11 protein-coding genes are annotated in these 12,959 nt (G+C 71.5%); 6 read left to right on the top strand and 5 right to left on the bottom strand.

Annotation, left to right across the window (positions count from 1 at the left end; genetic code table 11):
* Position 1 precedes the first annotated feature (1 nt).
* Positions 2-541 (bottom strand): helix-turn-helix domain-containing protein, encoded by a 540-nt coding sequence (locus AB0H62_RS01530; protein WP_360583495.1) that lies wholly within the window; start codon positions 539-541, stop codon positions 2-4.
* Positions 542-644: 103 nt separating this feature from the next.
* Here AB0H62_RS01530 and AB0H62_RS01525 point away from each other — a divergent pair, with 103 nt between their 5' ends.
* Positions 645-1,523 (top strand): TIGR03564 family F420-dependent LLM class oxidoreductase, encoded by an 879-nt coding sequence (locus AB0H62_RS01525; RefSeq protein ID WP_360583493.1) that lies wholly within the window; start codon positions 645-647, stop codon positions 1,521-1,523.
* A gap of 33 nt (positions 1,524-1,556) precedes the next feature.
* The gene (locus AB0H62_RS01520; protein WP_360583491.1) at positions 1,557-2,705 is read left to right on the top strand and encodes a glycosyltransferase; all 1,149 of its coding nucleotides are present in this window, start codon (positions 1,557-1,559) and stop codon (positions 2,703-2,705) included.
* Positions 2,706-2,752: 47 nt separating this feature from the next.
* Here the strand turns inward: AB0H62_RS01520 and AB0H62_RS01515 are convergent, their stop codons facing one another.
* From AB0H62_RS01515 to AB0H62_RS01505, 3 genes are all read right to left on the bottom strand, one after another.
* Complete coding sequence (locus AB0H62_RS01515) at positions 2,753-3,538, bottom strand: purine-nucleoside phosphorylase (protein ID WP_220246282.1); 786 nt, start codon at positions 3,536-3,538, stop codon at positions 2,753-2,755.
* Complete coding sequence (locus AB0H62_RS01510; RefSeq protein ID WP_360583488.1) at positions 3,535-3,960, bottom strand: ABA4-like family protein; 426 nt, start codon at positions 3,958-3,960, stop codon at positions 3,535-3,537. The genes AB0H62_RS01515 and AB0H62_RS01510 overlap by 4 nt, the downstream gene beginning before the upstream one ends.
* Positions 3,961-4,084: 124 nt before the next feature.
* Complete coding sequence (locus tag AB0H62_RS01505) at positions 4,085-5,035, bottom strand: hypothetical protein (protein WP_220246284.1); 951 nt, start codon at positions 5,033-5,035, stop codon at positions 4,085-4,087.
* 158 nt (positions 5,036-5,193) lie between these two features.
* On the opposite strand from AB0H62_RS01505, the gene AB0H62_RS01500 reads away from it, so the two are divergent.
* Positions 5,194-5,820 carry a MerR family transcriptional regulator gene (locus AB0H62_RS01500; protein ID WP_220247362.1) on the top strand — a complete coding sequence of 209 codons (627 nt, stop codon included), beginning with the start codon at positions 5,194-5,196 and terminating at the stop codon, positions 5,818-5,820.
* A gap of 4 nt (positions 5,821-5,824) precedes the next feature.
* Here the strand turns inward: AB0H62_RS01500 and AB0H62_RS01495 are convergent, their stop codons facing one another.
* Complete coding sequence (locus AB0H62_RS01495; RefSeq protein ID WP_220247363.1) at positions 5,825-7,540, bottom strand: serine/threonine-protein kinase; 1,716 nt, start codon at positions 7,538-7,540, stop codon at positions 5,825-5,827.
* 209 nt (positions 7,541-7,749) lie between these two features.
* Here AB0H62_RS01495 and AB0H62_RS01490 point away from each other — a divergent pair, with 209 nt between their 5' ends.
* The 3 genes from AB0H62_RS01490 to meaB are packed head-to-tail and all read left to right on the top strand — an operon-like array spanning position 7,750 to position 12,779.
* Positions 7,750-9,615: a methylmalonyl-CoA mutase subunit beta gene (locus tag AB0H62_RS01490; protein WP_360583486.1), complete on the top strand. Its 1,866-nt coding sequence runs from the start codon at positions 7,750-7,752 to the stop codon at positions 9,613-9,615.
* Positions 9,612-11,780 (top strand): methylmalonyl-CoA mutase, encoded by a 2,169-nt coding sequence (gene scpA / locus AB0H62_RS01485; protein WP_220246286.1) that lies wholly within the window; start codon positions 9,612-9,614, stop codon positions 11,778-11,780. The genes AB0H62_RS01490 and scpA overlap by 4 nt, the downstream gene beginning before the upstream one ends.
* Before the next feature lie 3 nt (positions 11,781-11,783).
* Positions 11,784-12,779: a methylmalonyl Co-A mutase-associated GTPase MeaB gene (meaB, locus tag AB0H62_RS01480; protein WP_360583483.1), complete on the top strand. Its 996-nt coding sequence runs from the start codon at positions 11,784-11,786 to the stop codon at positions 12,777-12,779.
* The last annotated feature ends 180 nt before the right edge of the window (positions 12,780-12,959 follow it).

The following is a 12,959-nucleotide window of genomic DNA, read 5'->3' as shown; positions in this document are numbered from 1 at the left end:
GTCAGCGTACGGGTTTCGGGCGCCGGACCCCGGCCACGACCAGGGTGAGCAGGGCGTCGGCGCGGTCCGCGTCGTCCTCGGTGGCCAGGGAGATCGCGTTGACGAGCAGGAGCAGGTCGTCGGTCCCGGTGGCTTCGTTCGCCTCGCCCGCCTGCTGCGCGCGGGCCAGGAGGCGGTGGCCCGCGTCGAGGATCTTCGCGTGGTACTCGCGGCCTTCCTTGGCGCCGAGCAGCAGGGCCGCGCCGAGGCCGCGGGCGGCGGAGGCGTGGGCGACCACCGCGCGCAGCCACGTGACCAGCGCGTCGCCGGGGCTCGGGGCAGTGGCCAGCTCCGCGGCGAGGGTGCAGAGGTTCTCGACGCGTTCGCGGAACACGGCTTCCAGCAGCGCGGCGCGGCCGGGGAAGTGGCGGTGCAGCGTCGCGGAGCCGACGCCGGCGCGTCGAGCGATCTCTTCGAGCGAGGCATCTGCGCCCTGCTCCGCGACGACCTCGACGGCGGTCGCGAGCAGCCGCTCGTAGTTGCGGCGGGCGTCGGCGCGCATGGGCTTGCCTCTTGTCGCTGGTGGCTGCGTGTTTGCAAAACGGGGCGGTCCTCCGTATCGTACCGGTCTTGAAACGGGGTGGTACCCCACTTAGGAGGATCAGGTGAAAATCGGGATCGCGGTCGGGGATCTGCGGGGTCCGACCGGGGCCGCGGAGCTGGTCGAGCAGGCGCGGGTCGCGGCAGCCGCGGGGTTCGCGACGGCGTGGGTGAGCCAGGCGCTGGGGTGGGACGCGATGGTTGCGTTGGGTGCGCTCGGGCCGGTGCCGGGAATCGCGTTCGGAACGGCCGTGGTGCCGGTGCCACAGCGGCATCCGCTGGTGCTGGCCGGGCAGGCGCTGAGCGTGCAGGCGGTGACGGGCAACAGGCTGACGCTCGGAGTCGGGGCGGGGATCGCGGGAATGGTCGGGCCGATGTTCGGGCTGCCGGTGGACCGCCCGGCGCGGCGGATGCGGGAGTACCTGGAGGTGCTGATTCCGTTGCTACGAGGGGAAAGTGTCGCGTTTTCCGGGGAGACGCTCACGGCTTTCGGATCCGTGGCGGTGCCGGGTGCGCAGCCGCCGTCCGTGGTCGTGGCGGCTCTCGGGCCCGCGATGTTGAGGGTCGCGCGCGAGCTGGCCGACGGCACGGTGACGTGGCTCGCGGGGCCGAAGGCGTTGGGAGAGTATGTGGTTCCGTCGATCGGGAAGGCGGCCCGCGTGATCGCCGCGCTGCCGGCGTGCGTCACAGCCAAGGAAAGCGGTGTGCGGGCGCGGATTTCGGCGGATTTCGCCTTGGCGGCGCGCTCGCCGGAATACCGCGCGGTGTTCGACCGTGAGGGCGTGGCCGGGGCGGGTGACGTCGCAGTGGTGGGCGACGAGGACGCGGTCACCACTCAGCTCGGCCGGCTGCGCGACGCCGGCGTGACCGAATTCTTCTTTTCGCCCCAAGGATCCGCCGCCGAGCAACAGCGGACGGTGGAAGTCCTTGCGGAATTCACCTGACGGGGCGGCACACAAGTCACTACCGTCGCAGTGGTGCGACTTGTGTTCACCTCCCTCGCGTCCCACGGTCACCTCTACCCCCTGATTCCGCTCGCGGTCGCCGCGCGCGGCGCCGGGCACGACGTCGCCTTCGCGACAGCGGAGGACTTCCATCCGGTGCTCGAAAAGGCGGGCCTGCGGCCGGAGAAGGCCGGCCTGACGATCTACGACGCGTTCGCCTCGAAGTACGCCGGTGATCCGGCCCAGCGCCGGCGTGAGGCGTCGGAGGAGGAAATGGCCGAGGTCATCGGCCAGGTGTTCGGCCGCGTGCTGCCCGAGCGCTTCGTCGCCGACCTCGGCGCACTGTTCGAGCGGGAGCGGCCCGACCTGGTGATCTACGAGGTCGGCAACTCCGGCGGCGCGTTCGCAGCCAGGAAGGCCGGCATCCCGGCCATGGGCCACGGCTTCGGGCGCGTCTCGGCCGACGGGCTGATGGCGGAGATCCGCGGCGCCCTCGACGACTACGCCGCCGAACTCGGCATCACCGGCGGAGACCGGCCTTCGTGGGGCAACCCGTTCGTGGACATCTGCCCGCCGTCGGTGCAGTCGCCCGAGTTCGTCGCGCGCGCCCGGAGGCTGCCGTTGCGGCCGGTGGGCTGGAGCGAGCCGGGCGACCTGCCCGCGGGGGTCGTGGACCACGGCCGCCCGCTCGTCTACCTCACGCTCGGCACCACGCCGATGAGCCAGGCGCACATCCTCACCGCGGCGATCACCGGGCTCGCGGCGCTTGACGTCGACGTGCTGGTGGCGACCGGACCGTCGGTCGACGTCGCTTCACTCGGCGAGGTGCCGGCCAACGTGCGGCTCGAAGCGTGGGTGCCGCAGTCGGAACTGCTGCCGCACGTCGACCTCGTGGTGCACCACGGCGGCAGCGGCACGACGATGGGCGCGTTTTCCGCTGGGGTGCCGCAGCTCGTGTTGCCGCAGGGCGCCGACCAGTTCACCAACGCCGAAGCCGTCGCCGGGTCCGGCGTCGGCGAGCGACTCCTCGGCGACGCGGTGACGGCCGACGCGGTGCGGGAGAGCGCGCGGCGGCTTCTGGCGGACTCGACGGTGGCCGACGCCGTGCGGGCGCTGGCGGCGGAGGTGGCGGCGATGCCGTCGCCGGACGAGGTAACCGCGCAGCTGCCCGAGTACGTCTGACGACGGGAAGGGCACCTCGCGTTCGAGGTGCCCTTCGCAGCACGTCGTCACGCGCGGGCGATGAGCTCCTTGAGCAGCGAACCCATGCGCGTGGCCGCCTGGCGGCCGGCTTCGAGGACCTCTTCGTGGTTGAGCGGCTCGCCCGTCATGCCGGCGGCGAGGTTGGTGACGAGCGACAGCCCGAACACCTCGACCCCGGCGGCGCGGGCCGCGATGGCCTCCAGGACCGTCGACATGCCAACGAGGTCCGCGCCCATCGTGCGCAGCATGCGGATCTCGGCGGGCGTCTCGAAGTGGGGGCCGGTGAGGCCGGCGTAGACGCCTTCCTCCAGCGAACCGTCGATCTCCTTCGCGACGCCGCGCAGGCGGGCGGAGTAGAGGTCGGTGAGGTCCACGAACTTCGCGCCGACGATCGGCGAGCGGGCCGTGAGGTTGAGGTGGTCGGAGATCAGCACCGGCTGCCCGACGCTGAAGCCCTCGCGCAGGCCGCCGGCCGCGTTGGTGAGCAGGACGGTGCGCGCGCCGGCCGCCGCGGCGGTGCGCACGTTGTGCACCACCGGGTCGATGCCCTTGCCCTCGTAGAAGTGCGTGCGGCCCAGCAGCACCAGCGCGCGCTTGTCGCCGATCTTCAGCGACCGGACGGTCCCGCCGTGCCCCACAGCGCCGGGAGTGGTGAAACCGGGCAGCTCGCCGAACGGGATCTCCGCCTCGGCCGTCCCGATCACGTCCGCGGCCGGGCGCCAGCCCGAGCCCAGCACCACGGCGATGTCGTGCTTCTCGACGCCGGTCCGCTCGGCGATGGCGGCCGCGGCCGCTTCCTCGTGGTTGGTCATGGCGCCGAGCGTATCCGGGCACTACGCAGCGCCAGGAACACCACCAGTCCGAACGGAGACAGGAAAATCGTCAGCACCAGCACTGGGCTGACCTGCCACCACGGGATCCCCCGCTCGCGCGCCTCGAAGAACATCCACCGCCCGAGGAACAGGTCGAACGCGATCAGCTGCGCCCACAACAACGCCGCCCCCGCCGACGACCCCGCAAACGCTTGCAGCAGGGCGAGGTCCGGTCGGCTCACCGCCTGCCACAGCTCGCCGAAGTGCGGGATCGCGATGGCGAAGTAACACGCCAAGGGCAGCAACGGCACCCACGGCGACGCCATGATCTGCCGCGTCCGCCGCCACGTGGGAGCGAAGATCATCAGCGCCCAGAAGGGCGTCGCGAGGGGGAAGGTCCAGGTGAACGACTGCTGGGTCATCGCACGAGCTCCCGATGGGGTGGGCGGCCCGCCGACCGCGCGGCGGCCCGGCCGCCGCGCCGCCGCGGAGTGCGGGCGGCGAAGGGCGGCTCGCCCCCGCTGCCGAAGGTGACTGCGAGCGCGGTCATCGCACGAGCTCGCGGGTCGGGCGGTACACCGAGGCGAAGCCGCCCAGCGCTACCGCGGCGAGCAGGGCGCCGGCGGCCGCGAGGGTCGGGGCGCTCGGGTGGATCAGCGACTCGCCGCGCAGCGCCTGCCAGGTCACGAGGGCGACGAGGCCCGCGTAGCCGAATGTCGCGACCCACACCAGCCGGACACGAACCGCACTGTCGCGAAGGCGCGGCACCCGCGTGGCGAGCAGGCCCAACCCCAGCGCAACCAGCGGCAGCAGCTGGAGCGCGTGCATCCCGGTGAAGTGCGGGATGCGCAGGTCGCCGCCGGTGGTGCTCCAGCCGAGGATGGGCAGGCCGGGGCCGCCGTCGGGGACGCCGACGCTGTGGGCGCCCACGAGAGCCGACACGCCGGTCGCGTTCAACGCCTGCTGCTGGGCGGCCGTCGGGCCCGTCATGAGGGCGCCGAGGCCGATGCCGATGAGCGAGATGACCGCGCCGGTACGGACGGCCCAGTGGGTGGCGCGGTCTTCGAGGCGCGTGAACATCAGGAGCACGGTGAGCACGAGCGTCGCGATCCAGATGGTGGCGACCATGCCGCCCATGAGCTGGAACAGCGTGTTGTCCAGGGGCGTCGCGTTGTTGAAGTGGCTGGGCCGGCCGCGCACCGCCTGGAAGACCATGACCACGTACTCGGCGGCGAACAGCACGATCACCACGGTCGTGGCGACGTGCGCGGTCCGGCGGAAGCGGGGCAGCAGCGACACCAGCCAGCCCCACGTGAAGAAGTACAGCGCACCCGAAATGGCGAACTTCAGCAGCTTCGCCCACACGGGCGCGCCGAGGACCGTGCGCTGGTCCACCACCATCGCGACGACGCAGGCCAGCGCGGTGACGACGAGTCCCGCCGCGAAGAGCGTGGACGGCCGGTGCCAGGTGTTCGTTCGGCTCGGAAGCAAGGTCATGATGTCCTCCCAGGATGGATAGTCATAGTATCCATTATGGGAAGCTAGACTATCCAAGCTGAGAAGTCCTCAGGGATGTCCCTGAGATGACCCGAGTCCTGAAATGCCTGAGTCCTTTGACCGAGTCCCGAGTTCGAGGAGTTGATGCGGCCGTGCGGATGGCCGAACTGAGCGCCGAGTCCGGCATGCCGGTCGCGACGATCAAGTACTACCTGCGCGAAGGCCTGCTCCACCCGGGCGAGCGCACCAGCCCCAACCAGGCGCGCTACGGCGACGAGCACGTGCAGCGCCTCAAGCTCATCCGCGCGTTGCTCGACGTCGGCGGCCTGTCCGTGGCCACCGTCGGCGGCGTGCTCGCGGCCATCGACGCGGGCGAGCCCACCAACGACGTCCTCGGCGTCACCCAGCGCGCCCTCGTGGGCGGCACGTCCGACGTCGACGACGAGGCCCGCGCGTGGGCGCTGGACCTGCTGGAAAAGCTGACCGCGGCCCACGGCTGGAAGTTCGCGCCCGAGCACCCCGCGGCGCCCGGGCTGATCACCACGCTGTGCACGATCCGCGCGCTCGGTCACCCCGCGCTGCTGGACCGCATCGAGGACTACGCCACGCTCGCCGACCGCATCGCCGAGGTCGACCTCGACACGCTCGCCGCTCATCCGTCACTGGATCGGATCGTGGAGGCGGCCGTGGTCGGCACCGTGCTGGGCGACCGGCTGTTCGCGGGCCTGCGCCGCCTCGCGCAGGCGGCCGAGTCGGGCCGGCGCTACCCGGACGGCCTGGGCTGAGGTCCTACTGGTCGCCCGGGAACGACAGCGTCTGCTTGATCCGGTCCCACGTTTCGGCGCCGTCGGGCTCGATCTCCGGCGGCACGGTGAGCGAGACGGCCCACAGCGACTCGCCCGAGGTCTTCAGCAAGGCGAAGGTCGTGCGGGTGATCGAGGAATCGGGGCCCCTCTGCGCGGAATCGCCGTGCTCCACGGTGCGGTAGATCATCTCGGTCCCGGCGTCGGTCTGCACGGGGACCTTGGCGAAGGCGAACCCGCCCGGGTCCGCTGAGGCCCGGAGACTCCCCTCGTAGTCCGCGACGTCGTGCTTCTTGAGGAAGTTCGGGAAGCGTTCGATGCGCAACGACTGGTGCCCGTCCGGCGACACGTACTGCACGACCGTGGACGCGCCGACGCTGTTCGAGGACCGGCCGGCGATGAAGCGCTGCCAGCCTTCCGGCACTGAGATGACGTACTCGGTGTCGCGCGTGGAATTGGCCGTTTCGCTCGCGTGGCCGCGCTGCTGCACCAGGTTCACGTCCTGCGGTGGCGGCACCGTCGCGCCCGGCGCACCGGCGGACGTGGCGCTGCCGGCGGGCGGGATCAGCGACTGCCCGCTGATCAGGCGCGCCAGCGCGAACCCGCCGATACCGGCGACGAGGAACAGCACCACCGCCGCGACGGCCAGCAACGCCGACGCGCGCGGGCTGCGTCGCCGCGAAGCAGAGGCAACCGGAGCGGCGACAACAGGAGCCGGAGCCGCGCCCTGCCGCAGGAACGGCAACGGACCCGGGTCCGCCGCCAGTGCGCCACTTGCCTCCGACTTCTTGTCGGTCGGCGCCACCGTCTCCAAGACCTGCGTGTCGGTTGCATCGAGCTGCGCCGAAGTCTTCTTCCCGTCCGGCGTGCGGAACAGCTCCGGCCCGAACAGGTCGAGCGCCGTCTTGCCCTGCAACGGGTACAGCCGGTGACGCACCTCGCGCAGCGAGATCCGCTTCTCCGGCTCCTTCTTCATCAACGCGGCGATCACGTCGGCCAGCGGGCCCGGCTTCGGCTTGGGCACCGAGCCGTTCACGACCTTGCCGACTGTCTCCAGTGGATCGCCGTCCGCGTCGTACGGCGGCGCGCCCTCGACGGCGGCGAACAGCGTCGCGCCCAGGCCCCACAGGTCGGCCGCCGGCGTGACCGCGCCACCCGACGCGACCTCCGGCGCGATGTAGGCGGGCGAGCCGAGCATGATCCCGGTGCGCGTCATCGTGGCTTCGGAGACGTTGCGCGCGATGCCGAAGTCGGTGAGCTTGATCCGCCCGTCACCGGCCACGAGCACGTTGCCCGGCTTCACGTCGCGGTGCGTGATGCCCGCGTCGTGCGCCGCTTCGAGCGCCGCGGCGACGGCGATGCCGACGGCTGCCGCCTGCTCCACGTTCAACGGCCCGTGGTCGCGCAGGATGTGCGCGAGGCTGCGCGAGGGCAGCAGCTCCATGACCACGAACGGTTCGTCGTTGTCGCGCGCGACGTCGTGAAGGATGATCACGTTCGGGTGGGACAGCACCGCGATCGCGCGCGCCTCGCGCAGCGTCCGCTCACGCAACTCGTCCGCTTGCGACGCCGGGACGCCCGGCGGCAGCTTCATCTCCTTGACGGCCACCGGCCGGTGGAGGAACTCGTCGTAGGCCGACCACACCGTGCCCATCGACCCCGAGCCGAGCACGGATCGCAGCCGGTAGCGCCCGGCGACCACACGGGACTGCGGCTCGGCTGCGCTCGACTGTGCTGGGCTCGGCTCTTCCTTCGAGGAGGACACCCCCTGATTGTGTCGTAAGGCAGCGACACTCTTCGACCCAGTGTGCAAGACCTGCCCACCCGTGTTCCGCGGATACCCCTGAACACTCTGGTGGGGCGACTAGAGTCACAGGTGCCGGCACTGGCGTGCCTCTACCATCACTGGGTATGACGAACGTGGCTGGGCCGGAGTCGGTGCCGATCTCCGAACCCGAGCTCGCGCTGGCGGCCGGGTTTCCTGCCGCCGACCGGGCCCGGTGGCAGGAACTCGTGGCGGGAGTGCTGCGCAAGAGTGGCCGTCTGCCGGAGGACTTCGCGGGGGCGCCGGAGAGCAAACTCGTCACCCACACGTACGACGGCATCGACATCCAGCCGCTGTACACGCGTGAAGACGCCGCCGGCGAGCCCGGCTACCCGGGGCTGCCGCCGTTCGTCCGTGGCGCGCGGCCCGAAGGCGTGATCGGCACCGGGTGGGACGTGCGCGTGCGCCACCTGCGGGCCGACGCCAAAGCCACCAACACCGCGATCCTCGCCGACCTCGAAGGCGGCGCCACGTCCGTGTGGCTGCGCGTCGGCGGCGAAGCGCTCCCGCTCGACGCGCTGGCCGACGCGCTCAACGAGGTCTACCTCGACCTCGCGCCGGTGGTCCTCGACGCCGGCGCGGAGTACGCCGCCGCGGCCGACGCTCTGCTGGACGTGTTGGCCGAGCGTGAAATTCCGCCCAGTGAGGCCGTCGCCGTGCTCGGCGCGGACCCGATCGGTGTCGGCGCGCGGACGGGCGAAGCGCTGCCTGTCGCCCCCGCCGCCGAGCTGGCCGCGCGCGTCGCCGCGAAGTACCCGAAGGTGCGCACGCTCGTGGCCGACGGCCTGCCGTTCCACGAGGCCGGTGGTTCCGACGCGCAGGAGCTGGGCGCGACGATCGCCGTCGGTGTCGCGTACCTGCGGGCGCTGACCGAAGCCGGTCTGGACGTCTCCGCCGCGGCCGCGCAGCTGGAGTTCCGCCTGGCCGCCACGGCCGACCAGTTCCTCACCATCGCCAAGTTCCGCGCCGCCCGCCGGCTGTGGGACCGCGTGCTCGAAGTTTCGGGTGCGCCCGCCGGCGCGCGTGGTATGCACCAGCACGCCGTGACCTCGCCCGCGATGCTGACTCAGCGCGACCCGTGGGTGAACATGCTGCGCACCACCGTCGCGTGCTTCGCCGCGGGCGTCGGCGGCGCCGACGCCGTGACCGTGCTGCCGTTCGACTCCGCGATCGGCCTGCCCGACGCGTTCTCCGCGCGCATCGCCCGCAACACCAACGCGGTGCTGCTGGAGGAGTCGAAGCTGGGCAGCGTGATCGACCCGGCCGGCGGCTCCTGGTACGTCGAGCAGCTCACCGACGAGCTGGCGAAAGCCGCGTGGACCGAGTTCACCGCGATCGAAGGCGCGGGCGGCGTCGAGGCCGAGCTGGCGTCGGGCGCGTTGGCCGCGCGGCTGGCCGCGACGTGGGACAAGCGCGCGAAGCGCCTGGCCACGCGCCGAGACCCGATCACCGGCGTGAGCGAGTTCCCGAACCTGGCCGAGAAACCCGTGACCAGGGAAACGGTAAGCTCCACTGTGGACGGTGGCCTGCCGCGCCACCGCTACGCCGAAGCGTTCGAGCAGCTGCGCGACGCCTCCGACAAGTACCTGGCCGAGCACGGCGAACGGCCGAAGGTCTTCCTCGCCACGCTCGGTCCCGTCGCCGCGCACACCACGCGCGCCGGGTTCGCCGCGAACCTGTTCCAGGCCGGCGGCCTCGAGGCCGTGAACCCGGGGGCGACCGACGACCTGCCCGCTGCGTTCCGGGAAAGCGGTGCGCGCATCGCGTGCCTCTGCGGCACCGACGCCGCGTACGAAGAACAGGCGGCCGACGTCGCCGCGTCGCTCGGCGCCGAGAAGGTGCTGCTCGCCGGCAAGGCGAGCTACCCCGGCGTGAGCGGCAACGTCTTCGCCGGCTGCGACGCGCTCGAAGTCCTGACCGGCATCCACGTACAGCTGGGAGTGGAAGCATGAGCATCCCGAATTTCGCCGACGTCCCGCTCGGCACCCCCGAGCCGGGGGACCGCGCGGCGTGGGCGCAGGCCGTGCAGGACGCCACCGGCAAGGGCCCCGACGCGCTGGCCTGGGAGACGCCCGAGGGCATCGGCGTGAAGCCGGTGTACACGGCCGAGGATCTGTCCGATGTGGACTTCCTGGGCACCTACCCGGGCATCGCGCCGTTCCTGCGCGGGCCGTACCCCACGATGTACGTGAACCAGCCGTGGACGATCCGCCAGTACGCCGGGTTCTCCACCGCGCAGGAGTCCAACGCCTTCTACCGCCGCAACCTCGCGGCCGGGCAGAAGGGCCTGTCGGTCGCCTTCGACCTGGCCACCCACCGCGGCTACGACTCCGACCATCCGCGCGTGTCCGGCGACGTCGGCATGGCGGGCGTGGCGATCGACTCGATCTACGACATGCGCCAGCTCTTCGACGGCATCCCGCTCGACAAGATGAGCGTGTCGATGACGATGAACGGCGCCGTGCTGCCGGTGCTCGCGCTCTACGTGGTCGCGGCGGAGGAGCAGGGGGTGAAGCCGGAGCAGCTCGCGGGGACGATCCAGAACGACATCCTCAAGGAGTTCATGGTCCGCAACACCTACATCTACCCGCCGCAGCCGTCGATGCGGGTCATCTCCGACATCTTCGCGTTCACCTCGCAGCACATGCCGAAGTACAACTCGATCTCGATCTCCGGCTACCACATGCAGGAGGCCGGGGCGACCGCCGACCTGGAGCTGGCGTACACGCTGGCCGACGGCGTCGAGTACATCCGCGCCGGCGTCGACGCGGGGCTGGACGTGGACAAGTTCGCGCCGCGGCTGTCGTTCTTCTGGGCGATCGGCATGAACTTCTTCATGGAGGTCGCGAAGCTGCGTGCGGCTCGGCTGCTGTGGGCGAAGCTGGTGAAGCAGTTCGATCCCAAGAGCGAGAAGTCGCTTTCGCTGCGCACGCACTCGCAGACGTCGGGTTGGTCGCTGACCGCGCAGGACGTGTACAACAACGTGGCGCGCACCTGCGTCGAGGCGATGGCCGCGACCCAGGGCCACACGCAGTCGCTGCACACCAACGCGCTCGACGAGGCGCTCGCGCTGCCCACCGACTTTTCCGCGCGCATCGCCCGCAACACGCAGCTGCTGCTGCAGCAGGAGTCGGGCACCACGCGGGTGATCGACCCGTGGGGCGGCAGTGCGTTCGTCGAGAAGCTGACCTACGACCTCGCGCGCAAGGCGTGGGGCCACATCACGGAGGTCGAGAGCGCGGGCGGCATGGCGCGCGCGATCGACGAGGGCATCCCGAAGCTGCGCATCGAGGAGGCCGCCGCGCGCACGCAGGCGCGCATCGACTCCGGCCGCCAGCCCGTGATCGGGGTGAACAAGTACCAGGTCACCGACGACGAGCAGATCGACGTGCTGAAGGTCGACAACGCCGGCGTGCGGACGCAGCAGCTGGAGAAGCTGCGGCGGCTGCGTGAGGAGCGTGATTCCGCCGCGACGGAAGACGCGTTGCGCCGGCTGACCGAGGGTGCTCGGGGTGGTGGGAACCTGCTCGCGCTGGCCATCGACGCGGCGCGCGCGAAGGCCACCGTCGGCGAGATCTCCGACGCGCTGGAGAAGATCTGGGGCCGCCACTCCGGGCAGATCCGCACGATCTCCGGCGTGTACCGGGAAGAGGTGGGGAAGTCGGACAACGTCGACAAGGCGCGAGCGCTCGTCGAGAAGTTCGCCGAGAACGAGGGGCGCCGGCCGCGCATCCTGATCGCGAAGATGGGCCAGGACGGCCACGATCGCGGCCAGAAGGTGATCGCCACCGGCTTCGCCGACCTGGGCTTCGACGTCGACGTCGGCCCGCTGTTCTCCACGCCCGGTGAGGTCGCGCGGCAGGCGTCGGAGGCCGACGTGCACGTGATCGGCGTGTCTTCGCTGGCCGCCGGGCACCTGTCGCTCGTGCCGGCGCTGCGCCACGAGCTGGCCGAGCTCGGGCGGTCGGACATCATGGTCGTCGTGGGCGGCGTCATTCCGCCGCAGGACTACGACGAGCTGCGCGCCGCCGGTGCCGCCGCCATCTTCGGGCCGGGCACGGTCATCGCCGACGCGGCGATCGGCCTGCTGGAGCAGCTCGCGCACCAGGAGTCCTGAGCCTTGCCTCGCAGGATCGACGTCGCCGCCTACGCGAAGGGCGTGCTCGCGGGCGACCGCGGCACCCTGTCCAAGGCGATCACGCTGGTCGAGTCGCACCGGGCGGACCACCGGGCGCAGGCGCAGGAGCTGCTCGTCGAGCTGCTGCCGCACGCCGGGGGCGCCCAGCGGGTCGGCATCACGGGCGTACCCGGCGTCGGCAAGTCGACCTTCATCGACCAGCTGGGCACGGACCTCACGGCGGCCGGCCACCGCGTCGCCGTGCTCGCCGTGGACCCGTCCTCCACCCGCACGGGCGGCTCGATCCTCGGCGACAAGACGCGCATGTCGCGGCTGGCCGTGGATCCCCGCGCCTTCATCCGCCCGTCTCCGACGTCGGGGACGCTGGGTGGAGTCGCGCGGGCGACCCGCGAGACGATCGTGCTGATGGAAGCCGCGGGCTTCGACGTGGTGCTGGTGGAGACCGTCGGCGTCGGGCAGTCCGAGGTCGCGGTGGCCAACATGGTCGACTCCTTTCTGTTCTTGACGTTGGCCCGCACGGGCGACCAGCTGCAGGGCATCAAGAAGGGCGTGCTCGAACTGGCCGACGTCATCGCCGTGAACAAGGCCGACGGCCCGCACACCCGCGACGCCGCCCGCGCCGCCCGCGAGCTCTCGGGCGCACTGCGGATGATCTACGGCAAGGACGCACCGTGGACGCCACCCGTGCTGACCTGCAGCGCCCTCGAGGGCTCCGGCCTGGACGAGGTGTGGGCGACCATCGGCCGGCACCGCTCGCTGATGCAGGAGTCCGGTGAGCTTTCCAGCCGCCGCCGCCAGCAACAGGTCGACTGGACCTGGTCGATGGTGCGGGAGCAGCTGCTGGACCGCCTGACGTCGCACCCTTCGGTGCGGGCCCAGGTCACCGACATCGAACGCGCGGTCCGCGACGGCGAGCTGACGGCGACGCTGGCGGCGGAACGGATCTTGACGGCGTTCGGGGAACCGACGGACAGCTGAGCTGTTTTTGTGGAAGACAGCCCCCGCCCGCCAGACAGCCCCCGCCCGCCAGACAGCCCCCGCCCTCCCTTGGGGGGCGTCCCCATCCCAGTCTATCGGCCCCTGACCTTGAAAAACGGCCGAAACGGAATCTGTGGACAACTCCGCCCACCGCGAGCGCCCTGTGGATAACGGGAGCCG

Source organism: Amycolatopsis sp. NPDC050768 (assembly GCF_040654155.1).
Classification (GTDB): Bacteria; Actinomycetota; Actinomycetes; order Mycobacteriales; family Pseudonocardiaceae; genus Amycolatopsis.
Note: the sequence above shows the minus strand (reverse complement) of the source record. Positions and strands in the feature narration are given on the sequence as shown.

Bases quoted from the DNA above. Each gene is read 5' to 3' on its own strand.
- AB0H62_RS01490 (WP_360583486.1), top strand. From the start codon at position 7,750: ATGACGAACGTGGCTGGGCCGGAGTCGGTGCCGATCTCCGAACCCGAG.
- scpA (WP_220246286.1), top strand. From the start codon at position 9,612: ATGAGCATCCCGAATTTCGCCGACGTCCCGCTCGGCACCCCCGAGCCG.
- AB0H62_RS01500 (WP_220247362.1), top strand. From the start codon at position 5,194: ATGGCCGAACTGAGCGCCGAGTCCGGCATGCCGGTCGCGACGATCAAG.
- AB0H62_RS01530 (WP_360583495.1), bottom strand. From the start codon at position 541: ATGCGCGCCGACGCCCGCCGCAACTACGAGCGGCTGCTCGCGACCGCC.
- AB0H62_RS01510 (WP_360583488.1), bottom strand. From the start codon at position 3,960: ATGACCCAGCAGTCGTTCACCTGGACCTTCCCCCTCGCGACGCCCTTC.
- AB0H62_RS01515 (WP_220246282.1), bottom strand. From the start codon at position 3,538: ATGACCAACCACGAGGAAGCGGCCGCGGCCGCCATCGCCGAGCGGACC.
- AB0H62_RS01505 (WP_220246284.1), bottom strand. From the start codon at position 5,035: ATGACCTTGCTTCCGAGCCGAACGAACACCTGGCACCGGCCGTCCACG.